The 20,403-nt window shown below is 61.3% G+C and carries 17 protein-coding genes; 7 read left to right on the top strand and 10 right to left on the bottom strand.

The genetic code is table 11. The features are described 5' to 3' along the window. The first annotated feature begins 33 nt into the window (after nt 1-33). The gene (locus KGB25_RS19990; RefSeq protein WP_223436380.1) at nt 34-492 is read left to right on the top strand and encodes an REP-associated tyrosine transposase; all 459 of its coding nucleotides are present in this window, start codon (nt 34-36) and stop codon (nt 490-492) included. Nucleotides 493-627: 135 nt separating this feature from the next. Here the strand turns inward: KGB25_RS19990 and KGB25_RS19985 are convergent, their stop codons facing one another. The 6 genes from KGB25_RS19985 to KGB25_RS19960 form a co-directional block, all read right to left on the bottom strand. Further along, a complete protein-coding gene (locus tag KGB25_RS19985) occupies nt 628-1,713 on the bottom strand; it encodes an LLM class flavin-dependent oxidoreductase (protein WP_192417609.1) in 1,086 nt (361 codons plus the stop codon). Nucleotides 1,714-1,746: 33 nt separating this feature from the next. Next, nucleotides 1,747-4,329, bottom strand: coding sequence for a TonB-dependent receptor plug domain-containing protein (locus tag KGB25_RS19980; RefSeq protein ID WP_317850758.1), 2,583 nt, complete (start codon nt 4,327-4,329; stop codon nt 1,747-1,749). A gap of 225 nt (nt 4,330-4,554) precedes the next feature. Continuing rightward, nucleotides 4,555-6,144, bottom strand: a complete 1,590-nt coding sequence (locus KGB25_RS19975) for an ABC transporter substrate-binding protein (protein WP_223436376.1) — start codon at nt 6,142-6,144, stop codon at nt 4,555-4,557. Nucleotides 6,145-6,148: 4 nt separating this feature from the next. Next, nucleotides 6,149-7,357: an LLM class flavin-dependent oxidoreductase gene (locus KGB25_RS19970; protein WP_223436374.1), complete on the bottom strand. Its 1,209-nt coding sequence runs from the start codon at nt 7,355-7,357 to the stop codon at nt 6,149-6,151. Nucleotides 7,358-7,372: 15 nt separating this feature from the next. Further along, the gene (locus tag KGB25_RS19965) at nt 7,373-8,596 is read right to left on the bottom strand and encodes a lipase family protein (protein ID WP_223436372.1); all 1,224 of its coding nucleotides are present in this window, start codon (nt 8,594-8,596) and stop codon (nt 7,373-7,375) included. Nucleotides 8,597-8,610: 14 nt separating this feature from the next. Next, complete coding sequence (locus KGB25_RS19960; RefSeq protein ID WP_008028127.1) at nt 8,611-9,684, bottom strand: ABC transporter substrate-binding protein; 1,074 nt, start codon at nt 9,682-9,684, stop codon at nt 8,611-8,613. A 538-nt stretch (nt 9,685-10,222) separates the two neighbouring features. Here KGB25_RS19960 and KGB25_RS19955 point away from each other — a divergent pair. The 3 genes from KGB25_RS19955 (at nt 10,223) to KGB25_RS19945 (ending at nt 13,966) form a co-directional block, all read left to right on the top strand. Further along, the gene (locus KGB25_RS19955) at nt 10,223-11,296 is read left to right on the top strand and encodes a sigma-54 interaction domain-containing protein (protein WP_008028129.1); all 1,074 of its coding nucleotides are present in this window, start codon (nt 10,223-10,225) and stop codon (nt 11,294-11,296) included. Between the two features lie 49 nt (nt 11,297-11,345). Then, a complete protein-coding gene (locus KGB25_RS19950) occupies nt 11,346-12,365 on the top strand; it encodes an ABC transporter substrate-binding protein (protein ID WP_008041137.1) in 1,020 nt (339 codons plus the stop codon). A 560-nt stretch (nt 12,366-12,925) separates the two neighbouring features. Further along, nucleotides 12,926-13,966, top strand: coding sequence for a GGDEF domain-containing protein (locus KGB25_RS19945; protein ID WP_223436370.1), 1,041 nt, complete (start codon nt 12,926-12,928; stop codon nt 13,964-13,966). Nucleotides 13,967-13,981: 15 nt separating this feature from the next. Here the strand turns inward: KGB25_RS19945 and KGB25_RS19940 are convergent, their stop codons facing one another. The 3 genes from KGB25_RS19940 to KGB25_RS19930 form a co-directional block, all read right to left on the bottom strand. After that, the gene (locus KGB25_RS19940) at nt 13,982-14,578 is read right to left on the bottom strand and encodes a TIGR00730 family Rossman fold protein (RefSeq protein ID WP_008041144.1); all 597 of its coding nucleotides are present in this window, start codon (nt 14,576-14,578) and stop codon (nt 13,982-13,984) included. Nucleotides 14,579-14,795: 217 nt separating this feature from the next. Then, nucleotides 14,796-16,214 (bottom strand): PLP-dependent aminotransferase family protein, encoded by a 1,419-nt coding sequence (locus KGB25_RS19935; protein WP_223436368.1) that lies wholly within the window; start codon nt 16,212-16,214, stop codon nt 14,796-14,798. Next, nucleotides 16,180-16,833 carry an FMN-dependent NADH-azoreductase gene (locus tag KGB25_RS19930; RefSeq protein ID WP_223436366.1) on the bottom strand — a complete coding sequence of 218 codons (654 nt, stop codon included), beginning with the start codon at nt 16,831-16,833 and terminating at the stop codon, nt 16,180-16,182. The genes KGB25_RS19935 and KGB25_RS19930 overlap by 35 nt, the downstream gene beginning before the upstream one ends. Before the next feature lie 199 nt (nt 16,834-17,032). Here KGB25_RS19930 and KGB25_RS19925 point away from each other — a divergent pair, with 199 nt between their 5' ends. The 3 genes from KGB25_RS19925 (at nt 17,033) to KGB25_RS19915 (ending at nt 18,300) form a co-directional block, all read left to right on the top strand. Beyond that, nucleotides 17,033-17,488 carry a carboxymuconolactone decarboxylase family protein gene (locus KGB25_RS19925; protein ID WP_008041147.1) on the top strand — a complete coding sequence of 152 codons (456 nt, stop codon included), beginning with the start codon at nt 17,033-17,035 and terminating at the stop codon, nt 17,486-17,488. A 70-nt stretch (nt 17,489-17,558) separates the two neighbouring features. Then, the gene (locus tag KGB25_RS19920; RefSeq protein WP_008041149.1) at nt 17,559-17,879 is read left to right on the top strand and encodes a DMT family transporter; all 321 of its coding nucleotides are present in this window, start codon (nt 17,559-17,561) and stop codon (nt 17,877-17,879) included. A 91-nt stretch (nt 17,880-17,970) separates the two neighbouring features. Further along, nucleotides 17,971-18,300 (top strand): hypothetical protein, encoded by a 330-nt coding sequence (locus KGB25_RS19915; protein ID WP_008041150.1) that lies wholly within the window; start codon nt 17,971-17,973, stop codon nt 18,298-18,300. A 9-nt stretch (nt 18,301-18,309) separates the two neighbouring features. On the opposite strand, the gene KGB25_RS19910 is transcribed toward KGB25_RS19915, so the two are convergent. Continuing rightward, nucleotides 18,310-19,098 (bottom strand): alpha/beta hydrolase, encoded by a 789-nt coding sequence (locus KGB25_RS19910; RefSeq protein ID WP_223436364.1) that lies wholly within the window; start codon nt 19,096-19,098, stop codon nt 18,310-18,312. Between the last annotated feature and the right edge of the window lie 1,305 nt (nt 19,099-20,403).

The raw sequence follows: 20,403 nt of genomic DNA, 5'->3' as shown, positions 1-20,403 counted from the left end.
TGTTTCTGCCAAAAAACACAGGAGGGCAATGGAATGCCCGATCTTCCCCATGCCAACCACCTGCGCGCCGGGCGTTATTCTCAAAGCGGCCAAATCTACCTGCTGACGGCCGTCGTCCAGCATCGCGAGCCCTTGTTCAGCGATTGGCGGACCGGACGGTTGTTGGTACGAGAATTTCAACATGCGCACGCGGGGGATCTGGTTGAATCTCTTACCTGGGTCATCATGCCCGACCATTTCCATTGGCTGGTCGAACTCAAACAGTGCACCTTGCCAACATTGATGCGGGGCACCAAATCCCGCAGTGCACGGATGATCAATGCTCACCTCGGACGCTCCGGGCGTTTGTGGCAAAAAAACTTTCACGACCGGGCGATTCGGCGTGAAGAGGATTTACTGGCGGTGGCGCGTTATGTCATCGCCAATCCGATACGTGCTGGCCTTGTCAGGCGTGTGCACGATTACCCGCTGTGGGATGCCAAATGGCTGTAGGCGCACATTTTTCTGGTGATCGTTAAACCGCCATCGCCAGCAAGCCGGCTCCTACAAAGGCATGGTGTGCATGTTGAAACGTGGCACGACACAACCCTGTAGGAGCCGGCTTGCCGGCGATGGCGTCGGTGGAAACTACGCCACCCGCGCCTTGCGCCGCCGTGCTTCCTCGCGCACCGCCGGGATGATCCAGCGGCCGTAATCGACGGTGTCGTACAACGGGTCATAACCACGATTGAGGAAGGTGGTCACGCCCAGGTCGACGTAATCGAGCAACGCCTGGGCCACGGTTTCCGGGGTGCCGACCAGGGCGGTGGTGTCGCCGTAGGCGCCGACGGCGGTGGCGGTGGGCATCCACAGGGCGCGGTCGTGGCGATCACCCTGTGCCGCAGCGGCGAGCAAGCGTTCGGAGCCGGTGCCCTTGATGCGTTTTTGCCAGGGGCTACCGGCGGCGAACTGTGGATTGGCCTTGATCTGTTCCAGAATCTGCTCCGCCCGCTGCCACGCCAATTCTTCAGTCGCCCCCAGAATCAAGCGCACGGACAGGCTCACCCGTGGCGCCTCTACGCCCGCCGCACTTGCCGCCGCGCGCAGTTTGCCGATCTGTTCGGCAACGCCGCTCAGCGGTTCGCCCCACAGCGCATACAGGTCCGCGTGTTTCACCGCGATCTGATAGGCAATGTCCGACGACCCGCCAAAGGAAATCGGAATGTGCGGCTGCTGCAATGGCTTGACCGGCGAGAAGGCGCCCTTGATGTTGAAATACTGCCCCTCGAAGTCGAACGGTTCTTCAGCCGTCCAGGTGCGCCGGACGATCTCCAGGTACTCATCGGTGCGCTTGTAGCGTTCGGTCTTGTCCAGCAGGAAGTCGCCTTCCTGGGGTTCGGCGGTGATGCCGGTAATCGCATGCAGGCGAATCCGCCCGCCGCCGGTGGTGTGATCGAGTGTCGCGAAGGCTCGGGCTGCGGCGGTGGGGGCGTTCAATGCCGGACGATGGGCGATCATGAAACCCAGGCGCTCGGTGTGCGCCGCCGCGTAGGCCGCAATCTGCAAACTGTCCGCGCTGCCCGGGCCGCTGGCGATCAGCACCCGGTCGAAGCCTGCGTGTTCATGGGCGCGGGCGTGGTGGCGGATAAAGTCCAGATCGAAATCCGCGCTGCGAATGCCACGGGTCTCGGACCACTGGCGGGGGAAAATCATGCCGACAAATTCAATGGACATGGAACACTCCTGATAGCGATAGGTGCGGCTGCGTTAAAACTGGTAATCCACCTGGGCCAGCAACGTACGGCCAGGCATGGGCTGCAAAAAGGTGTTGGTCGAACCGGCCAGGCCACTGACGAAGTTCAGCTCGTTGGTCAGGTTGAGCACCCGCAACGTGGTGCTCCATTGCGGCTGGCGGTAATACACCGCGAGGTCGAGGTTGTACTCGTCGGGGATTTTCACGGTCTTGCTCAGGTTCAAATACCAGCTGCTGGTCCACCAGCCGGACAGCTCGGCGCCGAAGCCCGAGTCGAAGCGATAGTCGACATAACCGCTGGCGGTGTACTCGGGAATCTGCACCGCGTCGAAGCGCCCGGACGGCCGCTGATTGAGGCTGTTGTTGTCGCCGAACACCGTGCCGTTGTCGGGCACAAACCCGGCCGAGGCGAAACCGGCCTGGGAGGCAAACTCGTTGTAGGCGCTGAGTTTCGACAGGTTGAGGCCGCTGCGCAGGTGATTGTCCGGCTGGTAGCGAAGGGTCGATTCCACGCCCTTGATCACCAGTCGGGCAATGTTGTTATTGCTGTCGGGCGATTGATCCCGCGCCTGCTTGAACGCGGCCAGGGTCATGAACAGTTCGTTGGGCACCGCTTCGACTTTCAGCCCGACTTCGTGCAACACGCTGAGGCTCTGGAAGGCCAGCGGGTTGAGCTGATTGGCACCGGCGCCGCTGCCCCAGCCGAGGCCGTTGGAGAAGAACCCGGTATTGACCGCCAATGAGCGATCGAAGGTGTAATACAGCGTGCTGTTTTCGGTCGGTTTGACGTACGGGCTGACCTGAAACGCGAACAGCCGATAATTGTCGCTGTCCTTGCGCGGATTGCCGCCGGCCAGCACGAACGGGTTCTCGATTTCAGCGTCGATCCAGCTGCGGCTGGCGCCAATGTTCAGACCGACGCTGTCACCGAATCGCAGGTTGTGCTGGCTGAACAGGGTCTTGGTGGTCCAGGTGCTTTCGGCGGTGTAGGGCGCCACCGACTCGGCGTATAAACCGTGGCCCGCCGGGTACATCGCCGGCAGATTCAGCCAGCCGTAGTAGTTGGAGAATTGCGCCACGCCGGGCTGGCCGATCCAGGCGCCATTGCCGCCGGCGGGGTTGGAGCCGGTCAGGCCCAGCAAAGTGCCGGGATTCTTGCCCGACGGGTCCTGGGTCAAGTCATAGGCGTTGATGGTCGAGCCGAAATTGTTGTTGGCGGCGATCGACTGGTTGAACTCGCGGCGGTAGATCACCCCGGTGTTGCTGTCATCGCGCAGGGTCAAGCCGCCGAGTTGCACCTCGTTGCGCGAGCGGAATTCGAAGCGGTTATCGAACAGATTGTCCTTGGACTGCACCTGGAAAGAACCGACCGCATCGGTCATGTCTTTGGAGCGCTGGTAGAAGGTGCTGTTGGCCAGGGTGATGGTTGGTGTCAGGTCGGCTTCGACCCGCAGCTGTGTGGTGAAGCGCCGCGAGCTGTTTTCATCCTCGTCGCGCTGGCCGGTTTGTGACGACAGGCTGGTCAGGCCATTGCCCGTCAACGTCGGGTCATACACCCAGCCGCGCAAACTGCCGGGGCTGCTTTGGGTGTTGGGCGAGGCCGTCTGGAAGCTGCCGTTGACCACGCTGTATTGACCTTGTGCGTTGCGCTGGCGTTTGACCCAGCCGAGGGTCGACGCATCGGCTGCGCCGGACGCCAGCACCGGTGACCACAGGGTGTTGCCGTTCTGGATGATCGGCGTGGCGCGCCCGGCGTAGTACTTGCCGCTGTCCACCAGTTCCTGGTTGGCGCGGTTCCAGCCGTGGGTGATGTTGTAGTCGTAGTAATTGTCGTAGCTGGCGTTCCAGTCGACCCGCACCGTGTCGTTGCGCCAGGCGAGGGCGCCGTAGAACGCGTCGAAGTTGTTGTCGACGTTGTCGTAGAAGTCTTCCTGGCGCTGCTTGGTGATGCTCAGGCGATAGGCGAGGTTGTCAGTCAGCGGCCCGGTGTTGTCGATGCTGAATTTACTGGAATCGCGGGATTCACCGTCCGGCACCCAGGCGCCCAGTTCGCCGCTGAGTTTGGTTTTGAATTCGTTGAAATTGGGTTTCTTGCTCAGGTAATTGACGTATCCGCCACTGCCCGACACCGAACCGTAGGTCACCGAAGACGGGCCGGCGACGATGTCGGCGCCTTCGTAGGCGTTGAAGTTGGCCGGGTGGCGCACGCCGTATGCGCGTTGCCCGTCCTGGAACACTTCGGAACCCTGGGCGCGGAACTGCGGGGCGAGGCCGGCGTTCTGGCCGCCTCCGCGGGTAATGCCGGGGGCGTATTTCACCAGATCATCGGCGCTGCGGATCGAGTCGCTGGCCAGTTGCTCGGCGTTGATCTGGGTGATGGATCGCGGCGTGTCGAGCACCTTGGTTTCGATGCCGCCGTAGACGGATGTGGGTGGCCGGGTGGGCAGCGCGTCATCGTCGGACTCGCTGGCACTCGCCTGGACGGTGACGGTTTGCAGTTGGGTGTCGGCGGCGAAGGTTAGTGTCGACAGGGTAGAAACCATGACCAACGCCAGGGCGTGGCCAGAAGCGGGACGAACGAAGCCGATAGAGGGCATGAACATGTGCCTCGATAGATAAATTTATGGAATTGCCTAAACACAATTCGACTGACACTCCACACGACTCTGTAGGAGCCAGCTTGCTGGCGATGGCGGCCGTTATGACGCTATCGCCAGCAAGCTGGCTCCTACAGGTCCGTGTGGCATCAGGTGGACCACGCCGCATGATTCGCCGGGGTGTCAGGCAGGCCGTTTCGTGTCAATCGCCAGCGCTGGTGCGGATCAGGCGGTGTCTTTCAACCAGAGCTTTTCAAACCGCCAGGTGCTGAACAGCGACTCTTCCGCCGCCGCGCCGCCTACGCGGTTGGCCACGCTGTCGAGCAGGTCGGCGTAGCCCCAGATCAGCATGCCGCCGCGTTCGTACTGGATCTGTTGAACCTGATGCACCAACGCTTTGCGTTTCTCCAGATCGGGCTGGGCCATGGCCGCCAGAAACAGCTCGCTGAACTGCGCATCCTTGAAGTGCGTCTTGTTGGCCACGGCAAACGGCGCGTCGGTGTGGATCGCACTGGCCAGGAACGGCGCGCCGATGCTGCCGCCGGTGCTCAAGGTCCAGTCGGTGCGCAGCGGTCCCTGGAACGTGGCCAGGTCCACTTGCTTGACCTTGAGCGTGACGCCAATGCGCTTGGCCTGTTCGGCCAGCACCAGCGCCGACGTCAGCCCCGGCCCCGGCGTGGTCACCAGTTCCAGCTCAAGGTTTTCGTAGCCGGCCTCCTTGAGCAATTGCGCCGCGCGCTGCGGATCGTGGGGACGCGGCCCGAGCGTGTGGTTGAAGGTCGGATCGCTCGGCGCATACAGGTCGTTGGCCACGCGGCCCTGACCGTTGAGCGCCCGGCGCACCAGTTCTTCGCGATCCGCCAGCAAGCGAAAGGCCTCGCGCACCCGTGGATCGTTGAACGGTGGCTTGTCGAGGTTCATGTCGAACGACAACCAGTTGCCGGTCACCGATTTCAACACCTTGAGCCGAGGGTCGTGCTGCAGCACTTCCAGCTGTTCGGTGGGCATCACGTTGGCCATGTCGATCTGCCCGGAACGCAGGGCCGCCAAGCGCGAAACCTGATCCTTGAAGTCGATGATTTCCAGTTCGTCGGCGTAGGGTTTGCCGTCCTTGTAGTAGTTCTCGAAGCGGGTGAACAGCGAGCGCTGGCCGGGGGTGAAGCTTTTCAGTTTGTAGGGGCCCGCGCCCACCGGATTGCTCACCGGGTGATAGTCCACCGGCACGATGCCACCGAAGTTGACCCAGGTTTCCGCCAGCGGCATATAGCTGCGGCCTTCACGGAAGTTCAGGCGCACGGTGCGCGAGTCAAGCTTGACCAGATTGTCGCGGTCCACCCAGTGCAACAGCGCGGCATAGGGCGAGGCCAGTTGCGGGTCAGTGAGGCGGCGGATCGAGAAGATCAGGTCATCGGCATCGATGGTCTTGCCATGGTGGAACTCCAGCCCGGGGCGCAGGCGTAACGTCCAGCTGCTGGCGTCGGCATTCGGCTCGGCGAACTCGGCGAGGGCCAGGCGCGGCTGCATCTGCTCGTCCCATTCCCACAGCTTGCTGTACAGCGCAAAGCCGCGAACGATGCCGCTGCCGATGGGTTTGTGCGCATCGAGGTTGCCGCTCTGGTTGCCGTCGAGAATCCCCAGGCGCAGGCGTCCGCCATAACGCGGCTGATCGTCGGCAGTGGCAATCGCCGCCACCGTTTTTTCGCCGCTCGGGCCACACCCGGCGAGCAGGCCGCCACCGAGCAGCAAACCGCCGCCGAGCAGTGCGCTGTGACCGAGAAAATCCCGGCGACTGAACAATGAATGATCCTCGCTCATGGCATCAGGCTCCGGCCGGGCCGTTGGCGGAACGCAGTTCCAGCGGCGCCGGCAGCGGGCGGCTCAGTTCGGCGCGCTCGCCGCGAAAGTGCGGCAGGATGTGCTCGCCCAAGCGATAGGCTTCTTCGAGATGCGGGTAACCGGCGAGGAAGAACAGGTCGATGCCGATGGCGTTGTACTCGCGAATCCGCGCCACGACATTTTCATAACTGCCCACCAGCGCACAGCCCGGCGGAATGCCGATGTAGCCGAAGCCGGTCCATACATTCGGGTGGATGAAAAAGTCATCGAAACTCTGGGTTTCCGTCTTCTGCGCGAACTCGTTTTCATAGCTGAGTTTGCGCGCAGTACGCAGCCCGGCATGCGCGGCCACGGCCTTGACCGCGCCCCTGGCGATGCCTTCATCGAAGAAGCGCCTGGCTTCGGTGCGGGCCAGTTCCTCGGTTTCGCGGGTGATGACGTCAATCGACAGACCGAAGCGAATGTCGCTGCGCCCGTACTTCAGCGCGCGCTCGCGAATGTCGGCGATCAGCGCGGCAATCTCGTTCGGGTGCTCGGCGCGCATCAGGTAGAAGTCAGCGTGTTTGGCAGCGAATTCCCGGGCGGGAATCGACGAGCCGGCGGTGCAGATCAGCGGCAGCTCGGCTTTCTTCAACGGCCCGCGCAGGCCACCACCCTCGGCTTTGTAGAACTTGCCCTCGTAGTGGAAATTCTCGTTGTGCCAGTATCCCTTGACCACGTCCATGAACTCGATGGCGCGCTCATAACGTTCATCGTGATCACTGAAATCGCCGACCTGGCGCTGAATTGCATCCGAACCACCGTTGATGATGTTCCACACCAGCCGGTTGCCGGTCGCCCGTTGATAGGTCGCGGCCTGCTGCACCGCTATCCACGGCGTGTAGTGATAGGGCTGGAACGCGGTGACGAATTTCAGCGTGCGGGTTTCCCGGGCCAGCAGCGAGCAGACCGTCCACGGCTCCTCGCCGGAGGGCGCGTTGACCATCAGCGCACCGCCGAAACCGTTGATCTCGGCAGCCTTGGCGATCTGCCCGAGGTAGTCGATGTAGGTGAAGTGATCGCCGACACTGAACCCCGAGACGGCGCCGGTGCTCGGGCCGCCACGGTGCCAGTCGCCACGGTTGCGCGGGTCGCCGGGGAGGAATTGGGTTTCGCCATGCAGGGGCAGGCGGGTGAAGAATTCAATACTCATGTCGAAGGCTCCGTCTTATTGCACGCTGGGGCTGCAGATCGGGGTGATGGGCTGGTCGTTGATGACCTTGTGCGCGAACGGCACCGAGTCCTTGAGCGAGGCGTTGACCGTTTCGCTGTGGCCCAGCCCTTTGTAGAGATGGCCTTCAACCACCGAGCCGGTCTTGCAGGCGTCCTGCATCAGCGCGACTTGCGTCGAGGCGGCCGGGGTTTTGTCTTCGGCGCCGGTGCCGATGAAGATCGGCTGGGCCAGTTTCAGCGTCGGGTAGGAGACCTGTTTTTGCCACGCGGCGAGCTGGTCGCCCTTGTAGTCTTTCTTGGCATTGGCCGGGGTCAGGCCGACACCGACCACATCGCTGACCAGCGCTGCCAGGCAACTGGTGCGCGCTTGTTCGAACAGCGGCAGGGCCTTGTCGGTGTAGAAATCCTTGGGGTTGATGCTCGGGTCGTATTGCTGGGCCGCGAGCAGGGTGTAGAAGCCGTAGGCGAGGGACGCATCGACTTTGTTGACGTCCTGTTCACCGACGTTTTTCGCGCCGACGGTGTAGATCACGCCGGTGCCGATGCTGCCTTTGACGCCGAGGTCCGGTGCATAGGTCGGTGCATACGCCGCCGAGGCGAAGGCGCCCGCGCCACCCTGGGACTGACCGACGATCAGCACTTTGTTGGCCAGCCCCGGAACACCCGCAACCACGGCTTTTGCCGCGTCGAGAATGCCGTAGGCGGCCATGCGATTGTTCAGCAGCGGGTGACCGCCGGGGACGCCGAGGCCCTGATAGTCGGTGGCGACGATGGCATAACCTTCATCCAGCCAGCGGCTGAGGTATTGCACGTCACGGTAGGAGCGACCTTGCCAGGACGGCGCGCACACATCGGCCACACCGACCGTGCCATGCCCCCAGCTGGCGACCGGCCAACCACCGGCGGGCACCTTGCCTTTGGGCAGGAACAACGTGCCGGAGACCACGATCGGCGTCTTGTTGTCGATGCCGTCGGTGGAGGTGTAGAGAATCCGCTGCGCACTGGCGGCGTTGGGCAGGCTCAGGGTTTTTTCCAGCGGCTCGCTGCGCAGCAGTTTGCCTGGCGTGGCCGGGATCAACTCTTGCCAGGTGTAGAACGCCGAGACGCGGCCATCGCCTTGTTGCGGGTCGGGTTTGGGGGCGTGGGCACCGGCGGCCATGGCACTCATGGACAGCGCCAGGACGCTCAGACCGAAAACGAATTGTTGCGGCAGTTTCATCTGGATTTCCCTATTCATGGATTGTTGCTGACCTGGCCGCGCAGGGCCGGCCAGTAGTCGGTGAGTTTCAGATCGATCAGCGCCTGGTTGGTGAAACCGGTGGCCAGCGAAGGGGTGATGTCGTAGGTGTCGCGGATCAGGTGATTGGCCAGCGCATAGGCGGTCAGCGCCTGATAGTGGGCCTTGAGTTGCTGGTCGCTTTTCGGCGCCCAGCGGTCTTTCCAGGCCACGGGATCGTTCTGGTCGTCGCGGCGCAGCACGCTTTCAGCGGTGCCGGCGCGGGAGGAGAGTTCGTAGTAGGCGTCCTGGTTTTGTTCCTGGGAGATCCACCAGGCGGCTTTGATCCAGGCGGTCGCCAGCAGTTGAGTAATGTCCGGGTGCTGCGCGACAAAACTGTCGGTGCCCCAGAGGTCGGAGACCAGACGCCAGTCGTTGGCGCCTTGCTTGGTCGACCAGATGATCTTGCCGACGCCTTTGTCTTCCAGCGCATAGGCTTCGCTGAGCAATACGGCCGCATCGACTTTGCCAGCGGACACCGCTGCGGCGCCAACTTGCGGATTGAGGTTGGCGATCTTGAAATCGTCGAGCTTCAGGCCCTTGCTGGCGAGGAAGTTGCTGAACGCGAACTCCCACGGACGACCGCGATGCAGGGCCAGGCGTTTACCCTTGAGGTCGTCGATGCTGTTGGCGCTGGAACCGGCGGGCACCACCAGATAGATGTTGTTGCCGCTGCCACCGGGCACGATCAGCTTGCCCGGCACACCGCCAGCCCCGGCAATCACGGAAGGCAGGTCGCCGCGCACGGCAAAGTCGATGCTGTTGTTGCTGAAGCCTTCGTTGATCTGCGGCCCGGCACCGGCGTGGGGCAGGGCGATCCAGTCGAGCTTCACACCGCGCTGCGCCAGCTGCTGTTCCAGCCAACCGTCCTCGATCACCCGCCCGGCGATCCCGCCGAATACCGGTTTGCCACCCTGCGTATACGCGACGATAGCGATCTTCACCGACGCCGGTGCCTGTCCGGCCAGCGCCGTGGCACTGAGCAGAAACCCGGTCAAGGCGACCAGGCTGTTGCGCCAGAAACGTTTCATTGAACTCTCCCTAAATGGCTATTGGCGAAACACGGTCTTTGTAGGAGCCGGCTTGCCGGCGATGGGGCCTTCAAGCCTGGCGGCGTTTCTGCGGACGCCATCGCCGGCAAGCCGGCTCCTACAGGGTTTTGCGGTGTCCGATGCTGCTGCGTTGTGAACACAGTCTTTGTAGGAGCCGGCTTGCTGGCGATGGGGCCTTCAAACCTTGCGGCGTTTCTGAGGACGCCATCGCCGGCAAGCCAGCTCCTACAAAGTTTTGCGCTGCACATGGGAGAGAGCAGATTGCATGCCACTGCGCGAAAAACGCGCTGCAGGCAGCGCAGGGCGTGGGTTTCAGGGCGAGGGGAGGGAGCGGTCGGGAGCGTGGGGTGTTGATGTGCAAGCAGGCCGGTGCGTGCCAATTGCTGCTCCAGCAGCAGGCTGGCAGCAGTTGTGTTGCATATGGTTTTTGGGAATATATAAATACTAATTAAGAATTTTTTAGTCTAAACAACTTCATGCACTATTGAGCACGCGCTTTTACTGCCAGGAATGCACCATGTCGCTGATCACTCATCCAAACGCTCGCGAATTGACCAAGTCGGTGCGAGCCACCGTCCTGGTGTTCAAGGACCCGCGCTCCCAGGAATTGCTCAGCCGCATCGAGCGCCTGGCGCCCAGTGAAGCCAACACATTGATCATTGGCGAGACCGGCACCGGCAAGGAACTGGTCGCTCGGCATATCCACAATTTGAGCCGCCGCGGACGCGAACCCTTCGTGGCGGTGAACTGCGGTGCGTTTGCCGAAACCCTGGTGGAAAGTGAGCTGTTCGGCCACGAAAAAGGCGCCTTCACCGGCGCCACGACCAACAAGGCCGGGTGGTTCGAAGCGGCCAATGGCGGCACGCTGTTTCTCGATGAAATCGGTGATCTGCCGTTGAACATGCAGGTCAAACTGCTGCGGGTCTTGCAGGAGCGCGAAGTGGTGCGCCTGGGCTCGCGCACGCCGATCCCGATCAACGTAAGGCTGGTGGCTGCAACCAACGTCAACCTTGCGGATGCGGTCGTCGCCGGGCATTTTCGCGAGGACCTGTTTTACCGTCTGCACGTCGCGACCATTCGCCTGCCGCCCTTGCGCGAACGACCGGGCGACATCCTGCCGCTGGCCGAGTTTTTCCTTGAAGAACATTGCCAGCGCCTGGGCTACAACCGTGCGTCATTGAGCGTCGAAGCCGAACGCAAGCTGCTGGAGCACAGCTGGCCAGGCAACATCCGCGAGCTGGAGAACTCCATTCACCACGCGTTGCTGGTGTGCCGCAATCAGCGGGTCGCCCCGGCGGATCTGCACCTGGTGGACATGCGTTCCTCCGGCATCCGCCAGGAACAGGCCAGCCAAACCAGCCACGCCGTCGCCGGCCCGGTGGACCTGGAAGCCGCCCTCAACGCGCTGTTCGAACAGAACATCCCGGACCTTTACGAACATATCGAAGAAACCATTTTCCGCGCGGCGTACCGGTTCTGCCACGGCAACCAGTTGCAGACCGGACGCCTGCTGAACATCAGCCGCAACATCGTCCGGGCGCGGCTGGAGAAAATCGGGGAGTTGAACAAGACACTGGCGGTGGAGGAATAGTCCTCGTCGTCGCTTTATTTCTGATTCGTCCACTCACAGCGAGCATTTCATGGCAATTCCCTACAAGCGTTCAGCGTTGACCCTCCTGGCAGCCTCCCTGGCGGCGATGAGTGCGTTACTCAGTCCCGGCGCGCAGGCCGAAGGCAAGATCAGCATCGCCCAGCAATTCGGCATCGGTTACCTGATTCTGGATGTGGTTCGCGACCAGCAACTCATCGAGAAGCACGGCAAGGCCCAGGGCCTCGATATCAAGGTCGACTGGAACAGCATCTCCGGTGCCACGGCGATGAACGAAGCGCTGTTGGCCGGCGCGCTGGATGTGGTGTCGGCGGGCGTGCCACCGATGCTGACGATCTGGGATCGCACCAAGGGCAAACAGAACGTCAAGGCGATTGCTTCGCTGGGCTCGATGCCCAACTACCTGCTGACCAACAACCCGAATGTGAAGAGCCTGAAGGACTTCACCGAGAAGGATCGCATTGCCGTGCCTGCGGCCGGGGTAGGGTTCCAGTCGCGCACCTTGCAGATTGAAACGGCCAGGCAGTTCGGCAATGACCACTACAAGAAATTCGACGACATCTCGATCAGCCTGGCCCACCCGGATGCGACGGCGGCATTGATCGCCGGAGGTTCCGAGATCAACGCGCACTTCTCCAGCCCGCCGTTCCAGTATCAGGAACTGCAGAATCCCAACGTGCACAAGGTGCTGAGTTCCTACGACGTGCTGGGTGGCCAGGCTACGTTCAACGTGCTGTACACCACGGAAAAATTCCACGACGAAAACCCGAAAACCTACAAGGCGTTTTACGACGCATTGGCCGAAGCGGAAAAAATCATCAAGGCCGACAAATCCGCTGCCGCCCAGACCTACATCCGCGTCGAACAATCGAAGCTGGCCCTGCCGCTGGTTGAGAAAATCGTCAACGATCCAGAGATCAACTTCACGGTGGTGCCGCAGCGCACGGCGGTCTACGCCGAGAAACTGCAGGAACTGGGCGTACTGAAGAACAAGGCGGCCAGCTGGAAGGACTACTTCTTCGAAGAAGCACACGGCGACGCCGGCAGCTAAACACACCGCAAAACCACTGTAGGAGCCGGCTTGCTGGCGATGGCGTCCTCAAATCCACCGCAACGTTTGAAGGCCCTATCGCCAGCAAGCCGGCTCCTACAAGACCGTGTTCGCAGCCCCGAAGCATCTGCACACCGCAAATCCCTGTAGGAGCTGGCTTGCCAGCGATGGCGTCCTCAGCAACGCCGCAGGGTTTGAAGGCCTCATCGCCGGCAAGCCGGCTCCTACAGGTCCGTGATCGCAACACCGAAGCATCTGCACACCACAAAACCACTGTAGGAGCCGGCTTGCTGGCGATGGCGTCCTCAGGCACACCGCAGCGCATGAAGGCCTCATCGCCGGCAAGCCGGCTCCTACAAGACCGTGTTCGCAGCTCCGAAGCATCTGCACACCGCAAAGCCCTTGTACGCACGCTGTCGCGGTGGTAAATGCAGGCCATAAAACTGACCTGAATCAACCCGAATGGCACGGCAATACACAGGGGGATGGCCGTTTGTCATGCGTATGGTTATGCTCGCATCGTTTTGCATTTGCCAATCATTAACAACCACAGTGATGTCATGAGCCAATCAGAGACGCGTGCGACTGCCCTTGCGCTGTATCCGGAAGATTCCCGCGAGGCCGCGGCGCTGCTCAAACAAGCCATTCCGCTGATGGTTCGTCACAACATCCCGCCCAATCCGGTGCATTACGCGCTGTGGTACACCTACAGCAAAGGTCTGGACCCCGAACTCAATCGTCACCTGGACCGGGTGGTCAAAGACTTCGATTGCTTCCCGCCGGAATCCGCCACCCGGCTTTTCCGCGACTACATCATTCGCGACGAGCTGGAAGAGGCTCGCGCCGGGCAGCAACAGGCGATCAATCTGGTGGACGACATGCAGCGCGACGTTTCGCGCAGCGTGGAGGGCAATCTCAACTTCCAGAGCAGTCTGGGACGTTGCCTGGAAATGCTCGAGTCGCCCGTCAACGAGCGTTTGCCGGGCATTTTGAGTGAGCTGCAACAAAGCACCCAGCTGATGCACAGTCAGCAGGAACAGTTCCTCACCCAACTGCACTCCGCCCAGAGCGAGATCAAGAGCCTGCGCAGCAAGCTTGAGCGTGCACAACTGGCGGCCACGCTCGATGGCCTGACCGAATTGCTCAACCGCACCGCGTTTACCCGTTTGCTGGAGCAGGCGCTGAGCAATGAATCCCAGGGCGTCGCGCTGGTCATGCTGGATATCGATCACTTCAAGCAATTCAATGATCAGTACGGTCACCCGTTGGGCGACCGAGTGCTGCAGCATGTCGGGCAGGTGTTGCGCAGTTCGCTGCCACCCCACGCCACGGCGGCGCGTTACGGTGGTGAAGAGTTCTGCGTGATTCTGCAACACTGTGCCGACCTGGCGAGTGCCGCTGTTTTCGCTGAGCAACTGCGGGTGAAAATCCAGTCATTGCGGATCAAGGCGCGGGTTGATGGCAAGGTGCTCGATACGATCACGGCATCCTTTGGCGTGGCCTTCGCGCAACCCGGCGAGCACCTGGACAGCCTCCTGACCCGCGCCGATGACGCGCTCTACCAGGCCAAGCGCGCTGGGCGGAACCGGGTGCATCGCTAAGCGCTGAAACGCCTTTCAAGCCGCCGACCCGATCCATTTGGTGACGGTGGGCGCTTGCCACTGTTCGAGCGCGTCGAGCAGTGCCGCCGGGTCGGTATTGAACATCAGCATCTGGCTGTGTTCGGTCTTCATGAAGCCTTCGTTCACCGCATGGTCGAGCAGGCTGCGCACCGGGTCGAAAAAACCGCCGATGTTCAGGCAAGCGACGCCTTTGTGGTGTTCACCCAATTGGGTCAGGGTTGCCGCTTCAAACAACTCCTCAAACGTCCCCAGCCCGCCGGGCAATGCGATGAACGCATCCGCCGATTCGCTCATGCGTGTCTTGCGGCTGCGCATGTCTGGCGTCACTTCGTGTTCGGTCAGACGGTCATGAAGATGCCCAAGGTCGAACAGCAAGCGCGTGATGATGCCGAGCACTTCACCGCCCTCGGCGAGTACGGCATCGGCCATCACGCCCATTAAACCCTTGTCGGTACCGCCATAGACCAGGCGTATGCCGCGTCGGGCGATTTCCCGGCCGAGGGCCTGGGCGCCTGCCACGTAGTCGGGGTTGAAGCCATAGTTGGAGCCGCAGAACACAGCGATGCTGTGGAGTGGGGAAGAGCTGGGCATCGGATTATTCCGGGTGGTGGTCGGTGGCCGATGATGCGGTGAGATGGGTAAGGCGGACAGGTCCATGAGTCAGCCGCTTGATTGGGCCATGACTGGTTTTTTGTGTTGTTCTCAAGGCCGCCTTCGCCAGCAAGCTGGCTCCTACAAGGGTTTTGCGGTGCACGCAAAACCCTTGTAGGAGCCGGCTTGCCGGCGATAGGGCCCTCGAACCTGGCCCCTACATCAACGCCAGAATCCGTTTTCCCAACTGCTCGGCAGTCTCTTGCGAATCAATGTTGGCAAACCCGAGTAACAGCGCGGAATCGGTCTCGTCATGCACACGCCAATCGGTCAACGCTTCAGCGTAGAGACCGGCCGCCAACAAGCGCTCGACCAGCAATCGGTCGGACTGTGCCTCCATCAGCCGCAGAATCAGATGCATGCCACCCGGCTGCGGATCGATGCGGATGCGTTCACCCAGGACTTTCTTCAATCCGCGCGCCGCCGCTTCCCGGCGTTCGCCGTAGAGCTTGCGCATGCGCTGGATATGGCGCGCGAAATGCCCCTCGGTCATAAACGTGGCGACGATGGCTTGGGTCAGTTCCGGACAACCGCCGAGAAAGGTCTCGCTGACGTGTTCGAAGCGTTCGACCTGCGCTGGCGGCACCACCAGGTACGAAAGGCGGATCCCCGGAAACAGCACCTTGCTGAAGGTGCCGGCGTAGAGCACCCGGCCATCACGGTCCAGGCTTTTCAGCGCGGGCAGGGGACGGCTGACGTAGCGGTATTCGCCGTCGTAATCGTCCTCGATAATCCAGGCCTGCTGCCGGCTGGCCCACTCAAGCAATTCCAGTCGGCGCGGCAGTGACAGCGACACGCACAGGGGACTTTGATGTGCCGGTGTGACCACCACCGCTCGTGCGTCCATCGCGCTGCTCACCCCTTGCGCGACCTGCATGCCGTCCTGATCCACCGGCACGGGGGCAACCTTGATCTGAAGATGCGCCAGCAACTGGCGGGTCGGCAGGTAGCCGGGGTCTTCCACGAGCACACGGTCGCCGGGCTTGAGCAGCGTGTGAGCGATCAGTGCCAGTGTGTTGCGGTATCCCGAGGTGATGAACACTTGCGCGGGCGAGCAGGTAATGCCCCGTGAGACTTGCAGGTAAGTGGCAATCGCCGTGCGCAACGATTCCAGCCCCAACACCGACGGATTGGCCATGTCGGGAATGCGCGTGGCGCGCACGCAGCGTGCGCCGATCTGCGACCAGATCTTTCGCGGAAAGGCATCCAGCGCGGGCAAGGCCATTTGAAAGGGCAGGACCGCTGCCTTGTGCCTGATCGAGGCGCTGGCGGTCGCATTAAACGGGTGTTCCGTACGCGCCGAAGGCTTCCTGCCGCTGACCCCCGGCGCCACCACGGTGCCCGCCTGACCCCGCGACAGCAGATAGCCCTCCGCCGTCAGCAGTGAATACGCGGTGTCGATGGTCCCCCGCGCCAGACCAAGCTCTTTTGCCAGTGCCCGGGCCGCAGGAATCCGGTCCCCGGGGGCGAGCAGTCCGTCACTGATCGCGCCGCGGAATCGCCAGTAGATTTGCCGGTAGATCGGCTCCGGCGAGGTCGGATCAAGGGGTGAGAAGTTTTTGATTTGAAGGGTCATTGGCCTCGCCCGTGTCGTGCGCAGAAAAATGCGCTTGTAGTGCCTGGCCCGCCTTGTCCCTGGCGGCGGCGACGGCCTCCGGGCCCATGGCGGTTCCCTCTACGGAGAAAAAATTCACGTCGTGCAGCCCGATCATACCCAGCACGGCGGTCAGGTACGGCGTGAGAAAGTCCGGTTGCCGCGGGGTCATTCCGGAAAACCTGCCGCCAGAGGACACTGCAACATACACCGGGCGGTCCTGCAGCAGGCTGGTTTTGCCTTGCGCACCGACATTGAACGTGCGTCGGACCCGAGCGATGTGATCGATCCAGAGCTTGAGTGTCGAAGGCACGGTGAAGTTATGCATCGGCGTACCAATCACCAGCATATCGGCACTGTGCAGCTCCTCGATCAGCGCTTCGGATCGGGCGATAGAGCCTGTCTCTGTGACATCGGCGGACGCCTGTTGGGAAATCGCGTAAGGCTCGTCGATAGGGGACAGCGCGTCACCACCGACCACCCGCTCGATCACGGTTGCCGCTGGATGGGCCTTCAGCAAAAAGCCAATGATGTTTTTCGACAGCCGATAGCTTTCGGACGCTTCGCCGCGAGGGCTGCAAGTAACGTGGAGGATTTTCATGATTCACCCGGTTTGAACTGTGTGGAGGGAATCATTCTATGAAGCTCATGACCCAGGCCAAAGGTCCATGAATCCGGTTAATCACTGGGCCATGATTGCCGAATCATGGCCCATGACTCAAGGCCGATCATGGACCTTATCAACAAGGCCAAGACACGACACGATGAAGTCCCTCAACCAGCAAACACAAGGACTCATCATGAGTAATCGTCTCGACTACGCCAAGGCTTCACCTGAAGGTTACAAGGCTTTCGGCGGGGTTTATGTCTACCTGCAGAACAGCGGTCTTTCCCACGAGCTGATTGACCTGGTCTACCTGCGGGTGTCGCAAATCAACGGCTGCGCCTTCTGTATAGACATGCATTCCCGGGACCTGCTCAAGCTCGGTGTCAGCGTAGAAAAACTGGTGTTGGTGCCGGTATGGCGTGATGCCGGTTCAGTCTTCAGTGCCCGCGAACGCGTTGCGCTGAGCTGGGCGGAAACGGTGACTCGCGTGGCGGAAACCGGCGTTCCCGATGCCGACTATGCCGCTGCGTCTGCCGAATTCGGCGATAAGGAACTGGCAGACCTGACGTACGCGATCGGCCTGATGAACGCTTTCAACCGGTTCGGCGTGACGTTCCGGGCGAAACCCGCCGCTGCCAACAACGCCTGAACCATCCCCTTGAATCAATAGAACTCGCCGGGTGGTCACGCTCGGCGGGTCAACCAAAGGAGTTAACACCATGGCTTGGTCACTGCTTGGCATCGCCGGCATTCTCGAAATTGCCTTCGCGTTTTTCATGAAGGGCTCAGACGGATTTACCCGATTGACCCCGGGACTGCTGGCAGCCGCGACCGGTTTGTCCAGTGTCTTTCTGCTTTCACTGTCGCTGCGAACCCTGCCCGTCGGCACCGCCTACGCGGTGTGGACCGGAATTGGCGCGGCGGGCACCGCGATACTGGGGATGGCGGTGCTGGGCGACGCCACCACACTGCTGCGGATACTGTGCATCCTGGTCATCCTGGGCGGTGTTATCGGACTCAAGCTGGTCACGGGAAACTGAGAAGCTTTGAAATAAGGCATTTTGCTGGCCCCGAAGCCCGAAAGTTACAGACAGAATCACTTTAATTTCAGGTGGTTAGGGCTGGCTTTAAATGCGCAATGTATGGATTACGCTGATTTCGTTAGGCTTGGCTGGCATCGCCGTCTCCGCCCAGGCCAAAGACCTTCAAGCCAATGACCGGTATATGTGCAGCTGGGGCGCGGGCACTGCAGCCAGAGCCCAGGAACTCAAACTGGCTGGCGTTTCCCTGTACGCCGCTCGCCAGAAATTACAGACCTACAAGTTCAGCAAACCGTGGATGCGCATGACGGCCATGGGTATTACCGAGCAAACCTACGACAGCCCGTCGCGGATCAAACCTGCGGCGCTGCGCCAGAGTTTCTACGAAGATTGCGTGCGCTTTAAGTTGGCGCGCAAATGACCGAGTGACCTACAACCCGTCTTCCATCAGCTTCAGATACTCCGGGCTGTCGGAGATCGAATTGTGCCCCACGCCAGGAATAACCTTCAGGGTCGCCACACCTTTGGCGAAATGCCCGTAGAGTTTTTCCGTGCTGGAGGGCGGGATGACTTCATCCTGCCCGGCCGCCAGTAACAGCGTCGGTATCGAGATGTGCCCGGCGTATTTCCACGATTCGAACTTGTCCTGCAACAGCCATTTCACCGGGAATATCGGGTACTGGCGGACGGCGAGGTCTTCAAGGCTGTTGTAGGGGGTGATCAGGATCAGTCGGGAGGCCGGGCGCTGGCTGGCGAGGCGCACGGCGACGCCCGAGCCCAGGCTGCGGCCGACCACGGCGATGTGGGGATGGGTGTCGTAGACTTTGTCGAACAAGGTCAGGGCATCGCGGGAAATCGCCTCTTCGGAAGGTGAGCCGGTGCTGCCACCGAAGCCCCGATAGTGCAGCAAGTACAGGGCATGGTCGGGGAATGCCTGGGAAAATACGGGCAGGTTGCGCGAAACGTCCTCGGCATTTCCACCAAAATAGATCAGTGCATTTGGCCCGTCGTGCGGTTTGACGGTGACCTGCACCTGTGCGTCCGCCACCGATAGCGTGAGCAGCGTTTCGGGCGTTCCGAGTGCGGCGGGTTGCGGGAAGTAGATGAGGGCACGCTGGAACACGAACAGCGCGATGCAGAGCGCCAGGTACAACGCGGTAACGATGATGATGAGATACATCAGGGTGCGCGACATTCGGTTAGCGTGAGTGGGTGGCATTGACTGCTCTGGGCCTGACAACCGCGACGGCTTGATCGCTTTCAGAGTGTAGTTGAATCATGGCGGGGCCCTTGGTGGTGTGGTTTTTGAGGGGGGCATATCCGTTGCTGTGGTAACGGCTGCGTATGGTTTCGCCCTTACGGCGAGTCACTTTCGAAAAGCGCGAAAGTAACCAAAGCGCTTTTGCCCCTTTCGTTCGGTGGCTCGCTAATGCTCGCCATGCCCTCGCTCCGGTCCTGCTCCGTGGGCCCGCCGCGATCGGCCATCCCTGGCCGTGCGCGGCTAACCCGGCATCCATGCCGGGTTGCCCACTGCGCAGAACCTCCACTCGGCCTCTCGAGGGGGCGACTACCGCCACAGCCGCCGAGGCGGCCTGAAAGCCGACCTGGCTCTTTGGTGCATGCGTTCACTCATTCCGGATATGTACACCGATCCCCCTGTAGGAGCCGGCTTGCTGGCGATGGACGCCAACGATAACGCGGGGTGTCTGAATGAACGCGTTGTCCAATCGCTTTTCGCCAGCAAGCCGGCTCCTACAGTTGATCGTATTTATCCAAATGCATATGCATTTCCCTTGTAGGAGCCAGCTTGCTGGCGATGGACGCCAACGATAACGCGGGTTGTCTGAATGAACACGTTGCCCAGACGCTTTTCGCCGGCAAGCCGGCTCCTACAGTTGATCGTATTTATCCAAATGCATACGCATTACCCCGTAGGAGCCAGCTTGCTGGCGATGGACGTCAGCGATAACGCGGGCTGTCTGAATGAACACGTTGCCCAGACACTTTCCGCCGGCAAGCCGGCTCCTACAGTTGATCGTATTTATCCAAACACATATGCATTTCCCTTGTAGGAGCCAGCTTGCTGGCGATGGACGTCAGCGATAACGCGGGCTGTCTGAATGAACGCGTCGCCTAGACGTTTTTCGCCGGCAAGCCGGCTCCTACAGGGGGATCTGCGTACGCTTTTGCTTTCCACCACTCATCAGGCCGAGCGTTAGCTCGCCTTCAGCTTTTGATCTGAGCGCCCCCTCGAGAGGCCGAGTGGAGGTTCTGCGCAGTGGGCAACCCGGCATGGATGCCGGGTTAGCCGCCCCCGGCCATGGATGGCCGATGGCGGCGGGCCCACGGAGCAGGACCGGAGCGAGGGCATGCCGAGCCTAGGCGAGGCACCGAACGAAAGGGGCAAGAGCCCTTGGTTACTTGGGGCTTTTCCAAGTGACTCGCCGTAAGGGCGAAACCGCCAGCCGCCATCACCAAAATAATGGATATACACCCAAGCAATTGCTGCCGCCCACCAGCACTT

This window comes from Pseudomonas sp. BF-RE-21 (genome assembly GCF_019947305.1).
Taxonomy (GTDB): domain Bacteria; phylum Pseudomonadota; class Gammaproteobacteria; order Pseudomonadales; family Pseudomonadaceae; genus Aquipseudomonas; species Aquipseudomonas migulae.
Note: the sequence above shows the minus strand (reverse complement) of the source record. Positions and strands in the feature narration are given on the sequence as shown.